Origin of the sequence: Streptomyces sp. NPDC047000, from assembly GCF_040644295.1 — a bacterium.
Classification (GTDB): Bacteria; Actinomycetota; Actinomycetes; order Streptomycetales; family Streptomycetaceae; genus Streptomyces.
This window is the reverse complement of sequence record NZ_JBEYWE010000017.1, coordinates 140,857-157,367: the sequence shown is the minus strand read 5'-3', so window position 1 is coordinate 157,367 and position 16,511 is coordinate 140,857. Positions and strand designations below refer to the sequence as shown.

Below are 16,511 nucleotides of genomic sequence, written 5' to 3'. Positions count from 1 at the left end.
GGGCATGGCCGACGACCGGGCATCCGGCAGGAAGGCACGGATCCACCGGAGCCGAGGACCCGGCGGTACGGCGCCGGTACCGCCCTCGGACCGGCCGTGCTCGGAACGGCCGGGCGCTGACACGGCCGGACCGGCCCGTGTCCGACCCGAGGCCGATCCCTCCCACGTCGCGCAGGACTGGGCGCGCAGCGGCGTTCCGCTGCTCACCGGCCATCCCGACGCGCCACCGCTGCTCCCGCCCGGCGGCGCGGCCACCCTCGCCTCCCGGCTCACCGATCACATCGCCGCCGCCGGCGGGGCGAGACTCGACGGGGCCCGGCTCCTCGCCGAGCGGGCCGCGCTCAGCGGACGCGGACGGCAGGGCCGGCTGTCCGTGGGCGGCAGTTGCCGGCTGCTGCCGACCCGCGACGGCTGGGCCGCGGTGTCCGACGCGCGTCCGGACGACCCGCTGCTGTGGAGCGCGCTGATCGGCCGGGATCTCGATGCCGAGGCGCTGCCCGGCCGGCTGGCCGGCTGGCTCACCGCGCACGACGGCGCGGACCTCGACGAGCGGGTGGCGCTGCTCGGTCTCGCGGGCGGTGCCGTCCGGCCCCGGCCCGAACGCGCCTGTCCGCTCCCGGGAACGCCCCGCCATGCGGCAGGAATGCTGGTGATCGACTTCAGCGCGCTGTGGGCGGGGCCGCTCTGCGCGCATCTGCTGGGAACGGCGGGGGCCAGGGTGGTCAAGGTGGAGACGCCGTCCCGCCCGGACGGGGCCCGCTTCGGCGACCCCGCCTTCTACGACCTGCTGCACGCCGGGCACGCCTCGGTCGTCCTCGATCCGGCGGACGCGCGCGGCCGTGCCGCGCTGCACGAACTGGTCGGCCGGGCGGACGTGGTCGTCGAGGCGTCCCGGCCGCGCGCCCTGGCGCGGTTCGGCCTCGACGCCGAGACGGAGGCGGCGCGCGGCTGCACCTGGATATCCGTCACGGCGTACGGGCGTGCCTCGGACCGGGTCGGCTTCGGCGACGACGTGGCCGCCGCCCGCGGTCTCCTGGGCACGGCCGCGGACGGGCTGCCCGTGTTCGCGGGTGACGCCATCGCCGACCCGCTCACCGGCTTGCTCGCCGCGGCACTCGCCCTGTCCGAACAGCCGTGCGGTGGCGGTGCGGTCCTGGACGTGTCGATGGCGGACGTGGTGTCCGCATCCCTCTCCCCGCCCGTGTCCCTCTCCACGCCCGCCCGGTCCGGCGCGCCCGGTGACCGCGAGGCCCGTGTCGTCGGACACGGTGACGGCTGGCTGGTGGACCTCGGCGGTACGTCGTACCCGCTGGCCGCCCCGCGCCCGCGCCGTGCGGCCGCCGCCGCCCCGGCGAGCGGAGCCGACACCGCCGATGTGCTGCGTCACCTGGGGATCCGGGTGCCGTGAGCGGGCTGCTGATCCAGAACGCGCAGGTCGAGGGGCGGTGCTGCTGCGTGCGCGTGCGGGGCGGCCTGGTCGAGGACCTCGGTCCGGTGCTCACACGCACCCCCGGTGAGCGGGAGTTCGACGCGGCGGGCGGTGCCCTGCTGCCCGGCCTGACCGACCATCACCTGCGTCTGTTCGCGCCGGCGGCCGCGTCGTCCTCGGTACGGTACGGCCCTCCCGACGTCCGCGACCGCGCGGCGCTGCGGGCCGCGCTGCACCGGGCGGCCCCGGACCGGCACGGCTGGGTGCGGGGCATCGGCTACGACGAACGGGTCGCCGGATCGCCGGACACCGCCGGGCTCGACGCGCTGCGCGCGGACGTGCCGCTGCGGGTGCAGCGCAGGAGCGGCGCCCTGTGGGTGCTCAACTCCCGTGCGGCCGAACGGTTCGGCCTCGTGCACGGACGCCGTCCCGGTATCGAACGCGATGCCGCCGAACGCCCGACGGGACGGCTGTGGCGTGCCGACGACTGGCTGCGCGGGCGGCTGCCCGAGACGGCGGTGCCGTCCTTGGCCGCGGTGGGTTGCACGCTCGCCGGTCACGGCATCACCGCGGTCACCGACGCAACGCCGCGTCCGGCCGCCGGGCCGGCGGTCCTCATGAGGTGACCGCCGGTTCCACGGGCACGTTCCCTGCCCGATCCTGCCAGGACGGTGGCCCTGACGGCTCTCCGCGGTGCGGGACGGTGCCGCGGTCACCCCTGCCGGACGGTGCCGTCCCCGGCCGGGGCGGACTCGGCCGGGTCCGGCCGTTGCCCGTTCATCAGGGCGAGGGCGGCGCCGGCGGTCGGCAGGACGATGTCCGGGTTCGCGCCGGCGCCCTCGGCGACACGGGTCGCCAGCCGGACGTCCTTGCGAAGCAGGGGGCCGGCGTGAGCGGCGAACCGGTCCAGGGTGCCGCCCGCCGCCGCGACCCGGTTCAGCGCGAAGCTGGCCGCGCTGCCGTGGGTGAGGACCCGGGCGAGGGCGACCGGGTCGATCGCGAGGTCCCGGCCGAGGGCGAGGGTGTCGGCGGCGGTGGCCAGGTTGGCCGTGAACAGGACGTTGTTGAGGAGCTTGGCCGACTGGCCGGTGCCGAGCGGGCCCATGTGCACGACCGGGTCGGCGTAGGTCTCGAACACCGGGCGGCAGTAGGCGACCGTTCCGGGCTCGCCGCCCGCCATCACGACCAGTCTGCCCTCGGCCGCCGCCGGGCCGCCGCCGCTGACCGGGGCGTCGATCAGGGCGGCGCCGTGGGTGCGGGCGCGGTCGGCGAGGCGGCGGCAGGTGTCGGGGTGGACGGTGCTGTGCACGGCGACCACCCCGCCCCTGCGCAAACCGGCCAGGATGCCGTGCCCGCCGGTGAGGATCTCCTCGACGTCCGCGTCGTCGACGACGCACACGCAGACCAGGTCGCTGGCCTCGGCCAGGTCCGCGGGAGAGGCGGCGCGCCCGGCCGGGGTGTCGGCGAAGGGGGCGAGGGTGGCGGGGCGGCGGGCCCACAGCGTCGTCTCGTAGCCGGCGTCGACGATCCGGCGGGCCATCGGCGCTCCCTGGCTGCCCAGGCCGATGAATCCGACTCGCATCAACTGGCCTCCTGCTCAACGGGGTCGGGACCGGGTGCCGGTTCCGGCGCGGGCCTGGGGCGCCAGAACGCGGCGAGCAGCATGCCGCCACCGACTTCGCTGATCACGCTCAGCCAGGCCTGGAGGGTTCCGTGGGTGAGGCCCGGGCCGGTGAACCAGCGGGCGGTGCCCGCGATCCGGCCGCCGCGCCAGTGGTCGAGACGGTGCGCGATCATGACGACGCCCAGGACCAGGCGCGGCAGAAGTGCGACGGCATCGGCTTGGTTCATCCCGCTCTCCCTTGTCGTGGGGACGCGGCGAGACCGGCCTCCCGGGTCACCGCGCACTCCTCCGCGAACGACAGCACCTCAGGTGGTAGGCCAGGGCCGCGTGGGCGAGGTCGACGCGCCGGGCCGGGTCGGTGAGCCGGGGCGCGTGGGGCAGGGAGGCGCCGTAGCCGGGCCGGTCGAGTGCGATGACCGTGCGGCCGAGGGCGGCTCCGGTGCGCAGCAGCGAGAGCCGTGGGTGGCCGGGGCAGTCGAAGTGGGCCGAGTCGGTTCCGCCGCCGTGCAGGGCGAGGACGACGGCACGCGGCTGTCGTACCCGACTCGCCCGGAACGACAGCGAGATGCCGTCGACGCCCACCGCGCCGGGCACCACGTCGGGATGGCTGTCCGTCACGTGTCCGTCCTGAGGAGGATGGCCCCGCCGGGCGCCAGCCCGCCGGTACTGACCGCCGCGACCCGGGCGCCGGGCACCTGGCGGGGGCCGCCGTCGCCGCGCAGCTGGACGACCGCCTCGTGGACGAGGCCCATGCCGTGGGTACGGCCGTGGGAGAGCTGGCCGCCGTGGGTGTTCAGGGGCAGTACGCCGTCGCGGGCGATGTTCTTCCCTCCGTCCAGGAAGTCCTTGGCCTCACCGATGCCGCAGAAGCCGAGCGCCTCGATCCAGGACAGGCAGTTGAAGGTGAAGCCGTCGTAGAGCTCGGCCACGTCGACGTCGGCGGGGCGCAGGGAGGTGCGGGTCCACAGGTGGGCGGACGGGCCCAGGGTCTGGGGTTCGTGGGTGAGCGTGCTCTGGTCCCACTCGAGGCGTTCGGTGATCCGGGTGCCGACGGCCTCGACGAGGACCGGCGGCTTCGCGAGGTCGTGTGCGGTGTCGAGGGCCGAGACGACCACGGCGACGGATCCGTCGCAGGGGACGTCGCAGTCGTAGAGGCCGAAGGGGGTGGTGATGGGGCGGGCCGTGAGGTAGTCGTCCATCGTCAGCGGGGCGCGGTAGATGGCGGTGGGGTTCAGGGCCGCGTTGGCGCGCTGGTTGAGGGCGATCCAGCCGAGGGTCTCGCGGGTGGTGCCGTAGCGGTGCATGTGCCGCTGGGCGTTCTGGGCGAGGGTGTGGGCGGCGGAGGTGGCGCCGAAGGGCTTGAGCCAGCCGGCGTCCGCGCCGCCGGCCGGGGGGATCCTGCCCTCCTTGACGAGTTCGGCGTGGCTGGACTCCCACACGGTGCGGAAGCAGAGCACATGACGGGCGAGGCCGCCGGCCACCGCGAGCATCGCCGAGACGAGGGAGCCGCCGGGGCCGAAGGTCTCGCTGCCGCCGTTGTACCAGGTGGGGCGGATACCGAGGGCGGACTCCAGCGCGGTGACGCCGCCCTCGGCGAAGCCGCCGTAGGCGCCGGCACCCGGGTAGCTGGCCAGACCGTCGATGTCGTCCAGGGTGAGTCCGGCGTCGGCGACCGCGGCCTCGCACGCCTGGACCGTGAGGGAGATCGGGGGGACCCTCAGCCGGCGGCCGAGCGGGGAGACGCCGATGCCGGTGAGGGCGGCTTTCTCCTCGAACTTCTCCGTGGTCCGCGCCGGCCGTATGTGGCGTACCACTGAGCCGGGCCCGGTCTCGTCGGCGGGCAGCGGGGCGGGTTCCCCCTGCTCCGCGGCCGGCCGGAACAGCGGCAGCCACACGTCCTGCCCGGCCCGCTCGAAGACGGCCTCCATGCGCATACCGAGGGCGAGTTCGCCGGGGTCGCACTCGACGGCGTTGGTGGTGAGCCGGATCCGGCTGTCCTCTTCGAGCGCGACCTGGGCGACGACGTAGGGCGCCGGCAGGCCGGGGAGACTGAAGCGGTGGCTGACGGTGAAGCCGATCAGGACCGCGTGTCCGGAGACGGCCCGTACGCCCATCTCCCGTCCGCGGCAGTACCGGCAGACGGGCTGCGGCGGATGGATCAGGGCGGTGCAGGACGTGCACTCCTGGATCCGCAGCCGGCCGTCCGCCCCTGACGTCCAGAAGAACTCGTTCTGATCGGTGACCAGGGGCAGCGGGCGCCCCGGGGACGCGGCTGCCGGACCGGATACCGGGGATGCGGCCACTCGTCGACTCCCTTTCAGTGTTCGTTCCCGGCCCGGCCGGGGCGCACGGTCACCGGCTCGGCGAGCCTCTGCTCGTCGCATGCCTTCCGGAGCGTCTCCGGCGTCTCGTCGAGCGGGGGCCGAGGCGCCTGCCCGGGGTGAAGGCCGCCGGGAGGTGCCGCATGCCCTGGATGATGCCGATGGTCTCCCAGTGGACGGTGGCCTCGGGGTCGCAGCAGTGGTCGGGCATCCGGTCCGTCACGGCCGTCACCATCCGCTTGAACACCGTACGGGCGACGTTCGAGCCGATGCAGCGGTGGACACCCGGGCCGGAGCTGCTGTGCCGGTTGCCCTTGCGGTCCAGGTGCACGCGGTCGGGGTCGGAGAAGACGGCGGGGTCCCGGTTGGCCATCGCCCAGGACAGCCACAGGCGTTCACCCTCCTTGAACCGCCGGCCGGCGATCTCGCAGTCGGCGGAGATCGTGCGACCGTCGCCCGGTGCCGGGGGAAACAGCGCAGGAACTCCTCGGTCGCCGAGTCCAGCAGAATGTCCCGCTCCCGGCTCAGCCGGTCCCGCTCAGCGGGATGCCGTGACAGCCGCTCCGCAGAGCGGCGTTCCGGACGCCGGCGGCCTCGGGCCGGTTGAGGGCGAGAGCGGTCCCCCGGCCCGCAGCCACGCACCGGCCGCGACAGGGCGCTTCGGTCTCAGTCCTCCCCGACCGCCGCGCACAGCCCCCCGTCCACGACCACGTCCACGCCCGTGACGAAGCTCGCCCCGTCCGACAGCAGGAACGCGGCGACGGCCGCGACCTCGTCGCACCGGCCGATGCGCCCCAGCGGCGTGCTCTCGACCAGCTCGCGCACCGACGCGTCCCGTGCCATCCCCAGCCTCGTCTGCGGGGTGTCGATCGCGCCCGGCGACACCGAGCAGGCCCGGGCGCCCACCGGCCCGAGCCGTACCGCCTCCGCGCGGACGAAGCGCTGCACGCCGTAGGCGGCCCACGGGTACGCCCAGGCGGGATCCTCGATGGCCGGACCCACCGCCTCCCGGACCCAGCCGAGGAAGTCCTCCTCCAACGGGTCGTCCAGGACGGCGGCGACGGCCGGGTCGGGGTCGACGTGGGCCATCAGCGCGGACACCGACGCCAGGTACACGAAGGCGGTTCCGGCGACGGCCAGCGGGCGCAGTTCCTCGGCGAGCAGCGCGGTCGCGACGAAGTCGGTGCGCAGCATCCCGCGCCAGTCGGCTTCCTCCGGGGCGACGCTGTCGGCGTGCGCGACGGCCCGGAGCGCGCCGAGCTCCCCGGCCCGGGCGGCCAGCCGCGCCACGTCGTCGCGGTCCGCCACGTCCCCCGCGAACGGCTCGGCGCGAGCCCGTTTGCCGCGGCCTGAAAGGTCTTTCGCGAACGCGGCCACGGCGGCTTCGTCCCGGTCGACGAGCAACAGCACGTCCACCATGTCGGCCAGGCGACTCGCACAGGCCTGCCCGGTCCCGCGACCGGCACCGGTGGCAATACCTACCGTGGTCATGCGCCACTCCTCACTGGAGACACTCGTCACGGCACGAGTGTCTCGTGAGTGGCGCCGTCCGAGCCCCGGCGGGGGCCGGACGACACCGCTCACCGGGTGCGCACGGTCTTCGGCCGGGCGGCAGCGGCGCCGGTCCGGCCGGAGCGGGCTCCCGGACGCCGGGCACGGCCCGCTCCGCCCTGCGGATCAGACCGTCTGCGGGATCGCGGTCTCGGTTTCGCCGAGCCGTCTGCCCCTGGGTACGAGCGCGACCAGCAGCGTGCCGAGGGCACAGCATCCGACGACCAGCCAGAGGCCGTTGGTGAAGCCCTCGTCGAGGTAGAACCGGGTGCCCTTGAGGACCGTGCCGTGCTGGGCCATGACCACGAAGGCCAGCTGGGAGACGATGATCTGGGCCACGCCCTGGGCGAGGGTCTGGGCGCCGTTGGCGAGGGCCTGCTCGGCCGGCGTGACCACCTCGATGATCATGATGGGGACGACGGCGACGACCATGCCGGTGCCGAAGCCGGCGATCACGCCCATGCCCACGATCTGGGGTCCGTTGTGGTGCAGGTGGGTGCCGATGCCGTAGCCGACGACGGTGAGCACGGAGCCCGCGGCGAGCAGGATCCGGGCGTCCACGCGGCGGGCGACCCAGCCGGTGCCGACGGCCGCGATGATGATCATCGCGCTGATCGGGCTGGTGACGACGGCGTTGTGGGTGCCGGACCAGCCGAGGCCCTCGGAGACGTGAGGGATGTCCGGCATCAGCACCAGCAGCTGGATGACCACGCCGACGGCGCTGAGCGAGCCGGCCGCCACGGAGGTGGCCAGCAGCACGGTCCACACGGGCCGGCGCCGGGTCATGGACGGCGGGAACAGCGGCTCGGCCACCCGTCGCTCGACGATCAGGAAGGCGATCAGCGCGACCGCCGCGCCCGCGACACAGCCGATGAACTTCCCGCTGCCCCAGCCCCAGCCGGCGCCCTCCCCGACCGCGTACACGAGGGCGGTGACCCCGCCGCCGAGGAGGAGTCCGCCGGTCCAGTCCATCCGGCCGGTGCTCTGCCGGACCGGGCTCTCCGGGACGACGAGGGCGACCATCACGAAGCTGACGGCGGTGCTGACGGCCATGAACCACAGCACGCCGCGGAAGCCGTAGTCGTCCAGCAGCCAGCCGGCCAGGAACGGTCCGCCGAAGGCGACCAGGCCGACCCCGCCGGCCAGGATGCCGCTGGCGATGCCGACCCAGCGGCGCGGGAAGATGTCGCGGGTGATGGCGTACCCGATCGGCATGGTGGCCGCGTAGAGGCCGGCGAGTCCGCGTCCGATCAGGAGGGTGCGGTAGTCGGTGGCGACGGCGGCGAGCAGGTCGCCGGCGAAGCCGAGGCCGGTGGCGACGAGCAGGACACGCTTCTTCCCGAACAGGGCGGCGCCCTTGACCATGAACGGCAGGAAGAAGGTCCCTGTCAGCAGGGTCATCAGGGTGAACCAGGCGATCTGGGTGGTCCGGAAGTGGATCGCGACGTCGGCCTGGGCGATGCCGGAGAGCGCGGCGACGAGCGACACGAGCTGGACCGTCCACAGGAGCGCGACGACGACGAGCACGTTGCGCGTGGTGGAGCGGGATCTGTCGTCCGCCTGGGGCGGAACGGTCTGCGTCTGGGACATGGGGGCCTTCCGTGGACGGTCGGGGGCGCGGAAGCCGCCGCGGACGGACACGGCCTGATGCGCCTCGCCGGAGGGTTCGCCGACGTGTCTCGTCGGCCCGAAGGAAGTGCGGGGAAGCGCCGGTACCGGCGGCGTCGGACGTAACGTAGACCTAACGGTCGGTACAATCAATCCTTCGCACGGAGAAATTCAGCGAGCCGGTCACTTGCGCGGAAACGCAGAAAAACACCGCGCGAACCACAAAAGTTCGCGCGGTGCCGGAAGAGCTCGGAAATACTCGGAGAACTACAGACCGACGCAGAAAGCGGGAGGTCGCCCCGGGCCGCTCACGCGTCCGCGGCACCCGTCCCGGGCTGGAACTGGTGCTTCAGGAAGGATCCGGTCCAGGCCATCAGGTCGGCGGGCACGTAGTAGCCCTTCTCGTCGTTGATGGTCTCCCAGTTCGCGGCCACGTCCTCGACCGTGGCGGGGCCGCCCTCGTGGGCGTAGCCCTCGGTGGAGGCGAGGAACAGACGGGCGAAACGGCCCGCGCCTGCCGTGTAGGTCTCGCCGCTGACCGGGCAGCTCTCGTGCGCGAGGTAGGCGACCATGGGCGCGACGGCGTCGGACGGCATGTACGGCATGCCCGGGGCCGCCTCGGCGGCCTCCTCCTCGGGGCCGCCGCCCATCCGGGTCATGGCGGCCGGGGCGATCAGGTTGACCTTGATGTTGTGCGGCTCGCCGGCCAGCTTCGCGCTGCGGGCCATGCCCACCGTGCCCGCCTTGGCGGCCGCGTACGACAGGTTGTTGTCCATGCCGAACATGCCGCTGGAGGTGGTCAGGACGACCCGGCCGTACCGCTGCTCCACGAAGTGCGGCCAGGCGGCGCGCATCGTGTTGAACGAGCCGACGAGGTGCACGGCGAGGTGGCGGTGGAGGTTCTCCGCGTCGATGTCGGGCAGACCCGCGTAGCGGATGATCCCCGCGTTGTTGACGAGGACGTCGATGCGGCCGAAGTGCGCGATCGCCGTGTCGACGACGGCCTGGCCACCGGCCGGCGTGGAGACGTCGTGGGTGTCCGCGACGGCCTCGCCGCCCGCCGCGGCGATCTCGTCGACGGCCTTCTGCGCGGGGCCGGCGTCGGCGCCGTCGCCCTCCATGGAGCCGCCCAGGTCGTTGACGACGACCTTCGCGCCGCGCGCCGCCAGGAGGCGGGCATGGGCCCGGCCGATGCCACGACCCGCGCCGGTGACCACGGCGACGCGTCCTTCGAAGCTCAACTTGCCCATTCCTGACTCCTGTTGTGCGGCGATTACGTGCGGGACACAGGTCGCCGGTCCCGTCCGGGCGGCCGGAACCGGCGGTTGGTGCGCGGCCTTGCGGGCGCGCCGGCTACCAGGTGACCGGCAGCTCGCTGATGCCGAAGGCGAGCGCGTCGGACGGCCGGAACCGGAGTTCGTCCCGGTCGACGGCGAGGCGCAGGGTCGGGATGCGCCGGTAGAGGGTGCCGTAGACGACCTGCAGCTCGATGCGCGCGAGCTGCTGGCCCAGGCACTGGTGGATGCCCCAGCCGAAGGCGTGGTGATGCCGGGAGTCCCGGGTGAGGTCCAGCTTCTCCGGGTCGGGGAAGGCCTGCGGGTCCCAGTTGCCGGCGGGCAGCGGGACGACGATGCCGTCCCCGGCCTTGATCTCGGCGCCCTCGAACTCGAAGTCCTCGGCGGCGATGCGGCGCTGCCCGAACTGGGCGATCGTCAGATAGCGCAGGATCTCCTCGACGGCGGGCGCCGCGTCCCTGGTGTCCTCGATCGCCCGTAGCCGGGCCAGCTGGTCGGGGTGGTCCATGAGCAGCGCCGTGCCCACCGCGATCATGGTCGCGCTGGTCTCGTGGCCGGCGATCAGCAGGATCATGGCGAGCAGGGTGGCCTCGGGAAGGGTGAGGTCGCCGTCCTGGATACGTGCGGCGAAGTCGGAGAGCACGTCCTCGCCGGGCTCCTCCGTCTTCTTCTGCAGGAGCGCCGCCAGGTAGCCGCCCAGGGCCGCGTTGGCCCGGTTCTGTTCCTCGGTGGTCTTGTCGCTGCGGGTGGCGAAGGAGGCGTGCTCGTGGAAGAACTCGTGGTCGTCGTAGGGCACTCCGAGCAGCGCGCAGATCATCAGCGAGGGCAGCGGGAGCGCCAGCGCGTGGACCAGGTCCACCGGTTTGGGGCCCGCCAGCATCGTGTCGATGAGGCCGTCGGTGAGCCGCTGGATCTCCGGGCGCAGCGCCTCCATCCGGGGACGGGTGAAGGGCCGGGTCATCATGCGGCGGATCCGGGTGTGGTCGGCTCCGTCCGCGTTGAAGATGGTGAGCGGGTGGAGGTGCGCCGTCTCCGCCATGGCCCGGTTGGGGTAGGGGAACCCGGCCTGCTTGTCGTCCGAGCTGACCCGGGTGTCGGACAGGATGGCGCGCTGGGCGGCGTGTCCGGTGACGAGCCAGGGGGTGCTGCCGTCCCAGATCCGGCCGCGGCTGACCGGGCCCGTCCCGTTCAGGGCGCGCAGCCCGGGCGGCGGGGCGAAGGGACACTTCGCGTCCCGGTCGTCCTGGTAGTGGTAGACCTGCTCGTCACGGGTGGTTCGGGCCTCTGCCTCGGCCATGGGTTCTCCGTAAGTTGTGGGGTGGGGGGAGGAGCGGGCGCGGGTCGGGCTATTCCTCGATGCGGATGGCCAGCGCCGGGCAGACCGCGGCCGCGGTGCGGACCCCGTCGGCCAGTTCGGCGGGCGGGTTCTCGTCGAGGACGACGACGATGCCGTCGTCCTCCCGCTGGTCGAACACGTCCGTGGCGGCGGCCACACACTGTCCGGCCGCTACGCACTTCTCCTCGTCGACGACGACCTTCATGGGATCTCTCCAGCTCGTTCAGGGGGTGGGGGTGCGGAAGGCGTCGACGATCTCCTGTCGGCGCATCCGGGCCTGTCGGGGCATGTTCCAGCCGAGGACGCCGGTGACCACGCCGTCCAGCCGGTAGCGGGCGACGAAGCGACGGGCCGTCAGATCGCCCTCGACGACCTCCGCCTCCGCCTCGGCGGGCAGGAAGCCGTGCACCTGGAGCCTGGCGTCGAACTGGTCCGTCCAGAAGTACGGGACGGGCGCGTACGGCCGGTCGTCGCCGAGGATCACCGCCGCCACCGCCATGGCTTGTTCGGTGGCGTTGGTCCGGTTCTCCAGGCGGACCGGGCGGCCGAGCCACTCGTGGTGCCAGCGGGCCACGTCACCGACGGCCCAGACGCCGTCCGCGGCCCGGCAGCGGGTGTCGCAGACCACGCCGTTGTCCAGGCTCAGCCCGCTGTCCGCGAGCCACTCCGTCGCCGGGACGGCACCGATCGCGACGACCACGACGTCGGCGGGCAGTGTCTCCCCGGTGGCGAGCCGGACGCCCGTCACCCGGCCCGCGCCGTCGTCGGTGAGCCCGGTGACGCCGTCGCCCAGGCGCAGCCGAACGCCGCGTTCGGTGTGCAGGTCGGCCAGCACGCCGGAGACCAGCGGACCCACCTGGAGGGCCATCGGCGCGTCGAGGGGGCCGGTCAGGGTGACGTCGAGGCCGAGTGCGCGGCCGGTGGCCGCGATCTCGGAACCGAGGACACCCTCGCCGACGACCACCAGCCGCCGGGCGGCCAGCAGGCCCTTGCGCAGGGCGAGCGCGTCCCCGAGGGTGCGCAGCACGTGCACCCCGGCGAGCGCGTCCTGGCCGGGCAGCCGCCGGGCCCGTACGCCGGTGGCGATCACGACGGCGTCGGCGGACAGCTCGCGGCCCGACTCGGTGCGCACCGTCCGGGTCGCCGGGTCCAGTGCGACGGCCGGGTCGCCGAGCGCGAACTCGGCGTCCAGGGCGGACAGGACGTCCTCGGTGCGCAGCGTGGCCCGCTCGGGCTCCCACTCGCCGACGAGGACCTGCTTGGACAACGGGGGCCGGTCGTACGGTGCGTGCGGCTCGTCGCCCAGCACGGTGAGGGTGCCGGCGTACCCTTTGCGCCGCAGGGCTTCCGCGGTGGTCAGCCCGGCGGCGGAGGCGCCCACCACCAGCACGCGCTCCGGGGCGGTCATGCAGGCACCTCGACGCCCGTGTTCCCCGCGGGGATGTCGTGGATGGTCATGCGTGGCTCCGTTCGGGTCTCTGGTGCGTTGTCCGTCCCTGAAAAATAAACCGACCGGTCGGAAGAATCAATTCGATCCGCATGACGACGCGGTCCGGAGCGGTCCGGATCAGGGGCGGACGCCTCGCGCGCAGGGCTGTACCGGTCGTGCGAGGCCCGACGGACCACCGCGGACGTGCGGTCGTACGACCACCGCGGACGTGCGGTCGTACGACCACCGCGGACGTGCGGTCGTACGGCGGCGGAGCTCAGAGGAGGTAGCGCCCGCCGTTGGCACTGAGGCTCTGGCCGGTCACATAACCGGCCTCCTCGGAGGCGAGGTAGGCCACCGCGTAGGCGATGTCCTCGGGCTGTCCGGCCCGCTTCATGGGCATGGTGGCGGCGGCCGCCTCGACGTCGACGGGGCCCTCGCGCACCAGCGGGGTGTCGATGAAGCCCGGCGGGACGTGATTGACGGTGATGCCCTTGTCGGCGTACTCGATCGCCAGTGCCCGGGTGAGACCGATGACACCGCCCTTGGAAGCCGCGTAGTGGGCCATGGCGGGGGCGCCGGTCTGCGCGGACGAGGACGAGATGTTGACGATCCGGCCCCAGCCCGCGGCCAGCATGTCCGGTACCAGTTCCCGGGTGACCAGGAACGGCCCCTTGAGGTTGATCCCGATCATGCGGTCCCAGGCGGCTTCGCTGATGCCGGTGAACGGCACGTAGGCGGTGGTCCCGGCATTGTTGACGACGATCGAGACGGAACCCAGCTCCGCGCGGGTCCGGGCCGCCGCGGCGGCGACGGCCGCGGCGTCGGCGGCGTCGCCGGCCACCGCGATCGCGGTCCCGCCCGCCTCCTGGATCTCGGCGGCGGTCTTCTCCGCGCCCTCGGCGTTCAGGTCCCAGACGGCCACCGCCGAGCCGCGCGCGGCGAGGACGATCGCGATCGCCCGCCCGATTCCGCGGGCGCCGCCGGTGACGACCGCGACCTTTCCCTGCAATGTCATGTGCACTCCTTGTGTGCCTGGTGCGGGTGCCCTGCGGCCCCTGCTACTCGCCCAGCGCCTCGCGCGCCGCGGTACGGGCCCCCACCGCGCGGGGGAAGCCCGCGTAGCCGGCGGCGTGGTAGATGACCTCGGCGATCTCGTCCCTGGTCAGTCCGTTGGTCAGTGCGACCCGGACGTGCGTCTTCAGCTCGGTCTCGGCCCCGAGCGCGATCAGGAGGCCGAGCGTGACCAGGCTGCGGTCCCGGGGCGCGAGCCCCTCACGGGCCCAGATCGCGCCCCAGACACTGGTCAGGCCGATGTCGACCAGTTCCTCCCCGAGACGGCCGTCACGGAGGTCGGCCTCCCCCTCCGGGAAGACCCCGGGCAGGGCGGCACGCATGGCCTTCCAGCCGGCGGCTCGCAGATCGGCGGTGGTCCCGGACCCCGTTGCGGCGGGTTCCCGAACGTCCTCGGTCGTCATACGCGACTCCTCTGCCACGACACGGTGCGGTTCGCCTGAGCGAAAGTTAATTCAAACGATCGGTACAATCAATCCATCGCACCGATCCGGCCGTCCGCGCCACGGACCGAGCCCGCCGCGCGGCGCGATCCCCCGGGAGGAACCCCGGAAACCGCACCCCGGACCATTGATCGGGCCCACCCCCTCCCCTACGCTCGGCCCTGAATATTCGACCGACTGGTCGAAACATCATTCAGGGCGTACGCGGGAGCAGCGGCCCCCGTCATGTTGGAGGGCAGATGAGCGAATCGACGAAGGCGCCGGAGGCGGCGCCCGGCACCCGGGCGCAGGCATCGGAGCAGGGCATCGGTGTGGTCGACGTGCTGGTGATCGGCGCCGGTGTCACCGGCATCTACCAGCTCTACCGGGCCCGCGAGGCCGGCTTCTCGACACAGCTGATCGAGGCCGGCACCGGCGTGGGCGGCACCTGGTACTGGAACCGCTACCCCCAGGCGCGCTTCGACTCCGAGAGCTACACCTACGGCTACCTGTTCTCCAAGGAGCTGTGGGAAGAGTGGGAGTGGTCGGAGCACTTCGCCGGCCAGCCGGAGATCGAACGGTACTTCAACCACGTGGTCGACCGGTTCGACCTGCGCCGCCTCGTCTCCTTCGGCGCCAAGGTGACCTCGGCCGTGTGGGACGCGCCGTCGGGCACCTGGACGGTGCGGACGGAGGACGGCACGGAGCGCCGGGCGCGGTTCGTGGTCGCGGCGACCGGCATCCTCTCGGTGCCGTTCGTCCCGGACATCCCGGGGCGTGCGGACTTCCGCGGGGAGCAGCACCACACCGGCCGCTGGCCGAAGGAGCCGGTGGACTTCGCGGGCAAGCGGGTGGCCCAGATCGGCACCGGTTCCAGCGGGGTGCAGATCGTGCCGGCGATCGCCGACGAGGTGGCCTCCATCACGGTGTACCAGAAGGTCGCCGACTGGCTCACGCCGCTGAACAACCGGCCGATCACCCCCGAGGAGCAGGCGGACCTGAAGGCGAACTTCGAGTCCATCCGCGACACCCTGAACGCCTCGGTGAGCGGGTTCCTGCACCAGATCACGATGCGCTCGGGCCTGGAGGACACCCCGGAGCAGCGGCAGGAGTTCTACGAGCAGAAGTGGAACAGCCCCGGCTTCACCAAGCTCTCCGAGCACTACTACGACATGACCACTGACCCGACGGTCAACGAGGAGTTCTGCGCGTTCATCGCGGCCAAGATCCGCTCCATCGTCAAGGACCCGGCCACGGCCGAGAAGCTGATCCCCAAGGGGCACGGCTACGGCGGTCGGCGGCCCCCGTTCGGCACCGGCTACTACGAGGCGTACAACAAGCCGAACGTGCACCTCGTCGACCTCAACGAGACGCCGATCGTCCGCATCACGGAGACCGGCGTCGAGACCGCGGAGGGCGTGCACGAGGCCGACATCATCATCTGGGCCACCGGCTACGACTTCGGCACCGGGGCCCTGAACCGGCTGGGGGTGCAGGGCCGCGAGGGGCTGCCGCTGAAGGAGTACTGGGCGGACGGACCGTCGACGTATCTGGGCGTCGCGACCGCCGGCTTCCCGAACTTCTTCTTCCCCGGCGGACCGCACGGCGCGCTCGGCAACAACCCCCGCTACTCAGGCGACCAGGTCGATTACGTGATGGATGTCCTGGTGCACGCGCGCGACCACGGCCACGACGTCGTGGAGGTCACCGCGGCCGCCGAGGAGGAGTGGACGAACCTGGTCAACGACAGCGAGGGCCAGTCCTCCTTCCTCAAGAGCAGCTACTTCTACGGGGCGAACATCCCCGGCAAGGCGATCAAGCAGCTGCTGAACCCGACCGGGCGGTGGAAGCTCCGGGAGCTGATCGACGAGTCCGTCGAGAACGGCTTCCCCGCGTTCTCGTTCGCCAAGGCGGAGAAGCAGGGCTGAACACGCCGATCGCCCGTGCCGCCGGTCCCGTCACAGGGCGGGATCGGCGGCACGGGCGATCGGCTGCGCCGGGTGACCCGGTCACCGGAAGGACGTGACCCGCTTGCGGAACTGCCACGCCCCGTCCACGAGGACCACCGTGTCCTCGTAACCGCCGACGAGCCGGACGGCCCAGCCCTCCTCGCCGCGGGCGAAGAACACCAGGTTGCTGGTCGCCGTCACCTCCTCGCCGGGGGACGAGGTGAGAACCGTGTTGCCGACGAGGTGCAGCTGCGGAGCCTGCGGCTTGAAGGCGCCGTAGGCCTCACGGATCGCCTCGCGGCCCTGGAAGGTGCCCTGGCCGGCGATCTCGGAGACCCCGTCCTCGGTGAACAGGCCGGCCACGGTGTCGGCGTCGCCCGCGTCGATGGCGTGGGCGTAGGCCGCGATCACGGACTGCACGCCGGCCAGGGCTTCTTCGGCGGAGATGGCCATGTGTCCTCTTCTCTCAACAG

The 16,511-nt window shown here is 73.0% G+C and carries 17 protein-coding genes; 3 read left to right on the top strand and 14 right to left on the bottom strand.

Annotation, left to right across the window (positions count from 1 at the left end; translation table 11 throughout):
• Nucleotides 1–4 precede the first annotated feature (4 nt).
• Nucleotides 5–1,408 carry a CoA transferase gene (locus ABZ862_RS25175; protein ID WP_360962009.1) on the top strand — a complete coding sequence of 468 codons (1,404 nt, stop codon included), beginning with the start codon at nt 5–7 and terminating at the stop codon, nt 1,406–1,408.
• Nucleotides 1,405–2,055 (top strand): amidohydrolase family protein, encoded by a 651-nt coding sequence (locus tag ABZ862_RS25170; RefSeq protein WP_360962006.1) that lies wholly within the window; start codon nt 1,405–1,407, stop codon nt 2,053–2,055. The genes ABZ862_RS25175 and ABZ862_RS25170 overlap by 4 nt, the downstream gene beginning before the upstream one ends.
• 86 nt (nt 2,056–2,141) lie before the next feature.
• Here ABZ862_RS25170 and ABZ862_RS25165 read toward each other — a convergent pair whose 3' ends face one another.
• From ABZ862_RS25165 to ABZ862_RS25105, 13 genes are all read right to left on the bottom strand, one after another.
• Nucleotides 2,142–3,011 (bottom strand): NAD(P)-dependent oxidoreductase, encoded by an 870-nt coding sequence (locus tag ABZ862_RS25165; RefSeq protein WP_360962003.1) that lies wholly within the window; start codon nt 3,009–3,011, stop codon nt 2,142–2,144.
• Complete coding sequence (locus ABZ862_RS25160) at nt 3,011–3,280, bottom strand: DoxX family protein (RefSeq protein WP_360962000.1); 270 nt, start codon at nt 3,278–3,280, stop codon at nt 3,011–3,013. Before ABZ862_RS25160 ends, ABZ862_RS25165 begins: the two co-directional genes overlap by 1 nt.
• Before the next feature lie 46 nt (nt 3,281–3,326).
• A complete protein-coding gene (locus ABZ862_RS25155) occupies nt 3,327–3,671 on the bottom strand; it encodes a hypothetical protein (RefSeq protein ID WP_360961997.1) in 345 nt (114 codons plus the stop codon).
• Nucleotides 3,668–5,356, bottom strand: coding sequence for an OB-fold domain-containing protein (locus ABZ862_RS25150; RefSeq protein WP_360961995.1), 1,689 nt, complete (start codon nt 5,354–5,356; stop codon nt 3,668–3,670). The genes ABZ862_RS25155 and ABZ862_RS25150 overlap by 4 nt, the downstream gene beginning before the upstream one ends.
• A gap of 49 nt (nt 5,357–5,405) precedes the next feature.
• On the bottom strand, nt 5,406–5,798 hold the full coding sequence (locus ABZ862_RS25145; protein WP_360962054.1) for a hypothetical protein: 393 nt from the start codon (nt 5,796–5,798) through the stop codon (nt 5,406–5,408).
• A gap of 242 nt (nt 5,799–6,040) precedes the next feature.
• Complete coding sequence (locus tag ABZ862_RS25140) at nt 6,041–6,865, bottom strand: SDR family oxidoreductase (RefSeq protein WP_360961992.1); 825 nt, start codon at nt 6,863–6,865, stop codon at nt 6,041–6,043.
• Nucleotides 6,866–7,051: 186 nt separating this feature from the next.
• Nucleotides 7,052–8,515 carry an MFS transporter gene (locus ABZ862_RS25135; RefSeq protein ID WP_360961989.1) on the bottom strand — a complete coding sequence of 488 codons (1,464 nt, stop codon included), beginning with the start codon at nt 8,513–8,515 and terminating at the stop codon, nt 7,052–7,054.
• Between the two features lie 326 nt (nt 8,516–8,841).
• Complete coding sequence (locus tag ABZ862_RS25130; protein WP_360961986.1) at nt 8,842–9,783, bottom strand: SDR family NAD(P)-dependent oxidoreductase; 942 nt, start codon at nt 9,781–9,783, stop codon at nt 8,842–8,844.
• A 103-nt stretch (nt 9,784–9,886) separates the two neighbouring features.
• Nucleotides 9,887–11,125, bottom strand: coding sequence for a cytochrome P450 (locus ABZ862_RS25125; protein ID WP_360961983.1), 1,239 nt, complete (start codon nt 11,123–11,125; stop codon nt 9,887–9,889).
• 49 nt (nt 11,126–11,174) lie between these two features.
• Nucleotides 11,175–11,369: a ferredoxin gene (locus ABZ862_RS25120; RefSeq protein ID WP_360961980.1), complete on the bottom strand. Its 195-nt coding sequence runs from the start codon at nt 11,367–11,369 to the stop codon at nt 11,175–11,177.
• An 18-nt stretch (nt 11,370–11,387) separates the two neighbouring features.
• Nucleotides 11,388–12,572 (bottom strand): FAD-dependent oxidoreductase, encoded by a 1,185-nt coding sequence (locus ABZ862_RS25115; RefSeq protein WP_360961977.1) that lies wholly within the window; start codon nt 12,570–12,572, stop codon nt 11,388–11,390.
• A gap of 298 nt (nt 12,573–12,870) precedes the next feature.
• Nucleotides 12,871–13,611 carry an SDR family NAD(P)-dependent oxidoreductase gene (locus ABZ862_RS25110; protein ID WP_360961974.1) on the bottom strand — a complete coding sequence of 247 codons (741 nt, stop codon included), beginning with the start codon at nt 13,609–13,611 and terminating at the stop codon, nt 12,871–12,873.
• 43 nt (nt 13,612–13,654) lie between these two features.
• Nucleotides 13,655–14,071 (bottom strand): carboxymuconolactone decarboxylase family protein, encoded by a 417-nt coding sequence (locus ABZ862_RS25105; protein ID WP_360961971.1) that lies wholly within the window; start codon nt 14,069–14,071, stop codon nt 13,655–13,657.
• A 278-nt stretch (nt 14,072–14,349) separates the two neighbouring features.
• Between ABZ862_RS25105 and ABZ862_RS25100 the strand changes: the two genes are divergently transcribed.
• Entirely contained in the window at nt 14,350–16,017 is a 1,668-nt protein-coding gene (locus tag ABZ862_RS25100) for an NAD(P)/FAD-dependent oxidoreductase (RefSeq protein WP_360961968.1), read from the top strand.
• Between the two features lie 81 nt (nt 16,018–16,098).
• Here ABZ862_RS25100 and ABZ862_RS25095 read toward each other — a convergent pair whose 3' ends face one another.
• Nucleotides 16,099–16,491 carry a nuclear transport factor 2 family protein gene (locus ABZ862_RS25095; RefSeq protein WP_360961965.1) on the bottom strand — a complete coding sequence of 131 codons (393 nt, stop codon included), beginning with the start codon at nt 16,489–16,491 and terminating at the stop codon, nt 16,099–16,101.
• Nucleotides 16,492–16,511 lie beyond the last annotated feature (20 nt).